Genomic DNA, 3,753 nt, shown 5'->3' on the forward strand with positions numbered 1-3,753 from the left:
GTGGGTGTGGGAATGCGATGACGGTCACCCCCGGGTGTGGGGGTGACCGTCATCGAATGGTTGTCCGGCGGTGTCCTACTCTCCCACGCGGTCTCCCGCGCAGTACCATCGGCGCTGGTGGGCTTAGCTTCCGGGTTCGGAATGGGACCGGGCGTTTCCCCACCGCTATGGCCGCCGTAACTCTATGGAGATGTCGGTGTGGCCCCGTGGTGCCCCCGGGTGGCGCCGTGTGGTGGCCAGGGGGTGGGGGTCGACCGTTTCTCGGGAACCGCACAGTGGACGCGTAGCATTTCTTTGGTTTGGTGTTGTGGCAAGTTGTCGGCTTATTAGTACCGGTCAGCTTCACGAGTCTTTGGTCCTCGCTTCCACATCCGGCCTATCAACCCAGTAGTCTAGCTGGGAGCCTCTCGGGGCAAGCCCCGTGGAAACCTCATCTTGAAGCAGGCTTCCCGCTTAGATGCTTTCAGCGGTTATCCCTTCCCAACGTAGCTAACCAGCCGTGCTCCTGGCGGAACAACTGGCACACCAGAGGTTAGTCCGTCCCGGTCCTCTCGTACTAGGGACAGCCCTTCTCAAGTTTCCTGCGCGCGCAGCGGATAGGGACCGAACTGTCTCACGACGTTCTAAACCCAGCTCGCGTACCGCTTTAATGGGCGAACAGCCCAACCCTTGGGACCTACTCCAGCCCCAGGATGCGACGAGCCGACATCGAGGTGCCAAACCATGCCGTCGATATGGACTCTTGGGCAAGATCAGCCTGTTATCCCCGGGGTACCTTTTATCCGTTGAGCGACCGCGTTTCCACGAACCACGGCCGGATCACTAGTTCCGACTTTCGTCCCTGCTTGACCTGTCAGTCTCGCAGTCAAGCTCCCTTGTGCACTTACACTCGCCACCTGATTGCCAACCAGGCTGAGGGAACCTTTGAGCGCCTCCGTTACTTTTTAGGAGGCAACCGCCCCAGTTAAACTACCCATCAGGCACTGTCCCTGATCCGGATCACGGACCGAGGTTAGATGTCCAGAACGACCAGAGTGGTATTTCAACGTTGACTCCACCGACACTGGCGTGCCGGCTTCACAGTCTCCCACCTATCCTACACAAGCCGCACCGAACACCAATACCAAACTGTAGTAAAGGTCCCGGGGTCTTTCCGTCCTGCTGCGCGTAACGAGCATCTTTACTCGTAGTGCAATTTCGCCGAGTTCGCGGTTGAGACAGCGGAGAAGTCGTTACGCCATTCGTGCAGGTCGGAACTTACCCGACAAGGAATTTCGCTACCTTAGGATGGTTATAGTTACCACCGCCGTTTACTGGCGCTTAAGTTCTGAGCTTCGCCGTGAGGCTAACCCGTCCCCTTAACGTTCCAGCACCGGGCAGGCGTCAGTCCGTATACATCGTCTTGCGACTTCGCACGGACCTGTGTTTTTAGTAAACAGTCGCTTCTCCCTGGTCTCTGCGGCCTTCGGGGCTGCCGGCAGCATGTGCCTTGACCCTTCAGGCCCCCCTTCTCCCGAAGTTACGGGGGCATTTTGCCGAGTTCCTTAACCACGATTCACTCGATCGCCTTGGTATTCTCTACCTGACCACCTGAGTCGGTTTGGGGTACGGGCGGCTAGAACCTCACGCCGAGGCTTTTCTTGGCAGCATAGGATCACCCATTATCCTGCGTTCGCAGTCACTGTCGGCTCTCAGGCTCGATGAGGGGCGGATTTGCCTACCCCTCGCCCTACGACCTTGGACGTGGTCAACCATCGCCACGCTGGGCTACCTTCCTGCGTCACCCCTGTTAATGCGTTTACCTACTACCGGTCTGGGTCGCGCGCTCAGTCCGGGTGTCCCGAAGGACGCCCGGACCTCGGGCGCTGAGCATCGCCGGGTTCGGTATGGGCGGTTCTTCGCCGGTACGGGAATATCAACCCGTTGTCCATCGACTACGCCTGTCGGCCTCGCCTTAGGTCCCGACTTACCCAGGGCGGATTAACCTGGCCCTGGAACCCTTGGTCATTCGGCGGACGGGTTTCTCACCCGTCTTTCGCTACTCATGCCTGCATTCTCACTCGTGTGGCGTCCACGGCTGGGTCACCCCGCCGCTTCACTCGCCACACGACGCTCCCCTACCCATCCACGCGCCTGGACCCATCCCTCGAGGGGACGGGCCGGGCGATGCGTGAATGCCACAGCTTCGGCGGTGTGCTTGAGCCCCGCTACATTGTCGGCGCGGAATCACTTGACCAGTGAGCTATTACGCACTCTTTCAAGGGTGGCTGCTTCTAAGCCAACCTCCTGGTTGTCTGTGCAACTCCACATCCTTTCCCACTTAGCACACGCTTAGGGGCCTTAGCTGGTGGTCTGGGCTGTTTCCCTCTCGACTACGGAGCTTATCCCCCGCAGTCTCACTGCCACGCTCTCACTTACCGGCATTCGGAGTTTGGCTGACGTCAGTAACCTTGTGGGGCCCATCGGCCATCCAGTAGCTCTACCTCCGGCAAGAAACACGTGACGCTGCACCTAAATGCATTTCGGGGAGAACCAGCTATCACGAAGTTTGATTGGCCTTTCACCCCTACCCACAGCTCATCCCCCAGGTTTTCAACCCTGGTGGGTTCGGTCCTCCACGCGGTCTTACCCGCGCTTCAACCTGGCCATGGGTAGATCACTTCGCTTCGGGTCTAGGACACGCGACTGACTCGCCCTGTTCGGACTCGCTTTCGCTACGGCTTCCCCACACGGGTTAACCTCGCCACGTATCGCTAACTCGCAGGCTCATTCTTCAAAAGGCACGCCGTCACCCCACACGGAGGCTCCGACGGCTTGTAGGCACACGGTTTCAGGTACTATTTCACTCCCCTCCCGGGGTACTTTTCACCTTTCCCTCACGGTACTTGTCCGCTATCGGTCACCAGGGAGTATTTAGGCTTAGGGGGTGGTCCCCCCAGATTCGTACGGGATTTCTCGGGCCCCGTACTACTTGGGATCCCGTCCGGGAGACCACGCCATTTCGTCTACGGGGGTGCCACCCTCTGTGCCGGGCCATTCAAGACCCTTCGACTATGACGCGGTTTTCTGACTCCCTGCCTGATCGGTAGCTCAGGCCGGACGGTCCCTCAACCCCGCATGCGCAACGCCTACCAGCTATCACACGCACGCGGTTTGGCCTCTTCCGCTTTCGCTCGCCACTACTCACGGAATCGCGGTTGCTTTCTCTTCCTGTGGGTACTGAGATGTTTCACTTCCCCACGTTCCCTCCGCACGCCCTATGTGTTCAGGCGCGGGTGACTGGAGATGAATCCAGCCGGGTTTCCCCATTCGGAAATCCTCGGATCACAGTTCGGTTACCAACTCCCCGAGGCTTATCGCAGGTTCCTACGTCCTTCATCGGCTCCTGGTGCCAAGGCATCCACCGTGTGCCCTTAAAAACTTGGCCACAAAAACTAAAGATGCTCGCGTCCACTGTGCAGTTCTCAAGCAACGGGCGACACCGCATCGCACCCCGGCGCCTACCCCCGGCACCACCAGCACCCCCACACACGCGAGGACACCGACGACACGAGGACGGTTCAACCGACGACACGGCCCGCGAAGGTCACCAGGCCCCAGCCACCCGCAACGGCAACACACACCGCCACCAGCACCCAGGACGCCCGAACCCTCAGGACCCAACAGCGTGCCCGACCACCCCCACCACCCGAACCCGACGCTTTCCCCACCCACACCCCCCAAGGGGACACGAGCCGTACTCACGCCGGCCCG

Annotated in this window: 2 rRNA genes; both read right to left on the reverse strand. The window is 59.9% G+C overall.

Going from position 1 to position 3,753, the window contains the following annotated elements:
* Positions 1 to 62: 62 nt before the first annotated feature.
* Positions 63 to 179, reverse strand: a 5S ribosomal RNA gene (gene rrf, locus ACYVQV_RS18885).
* A gap of 127 nt (positions 180 to 306) precedes the next feature.
* Positions 307 to 3,427, reverse strand: a 23S ribosomal RNA gene (locus ACYVQV_RS18890).
* Positions 3,428 to 3,753 lie beyond the last annotated feature (326 nt).

Source organism: Thalassiella azotivora, from assembly GCF_054781695.1.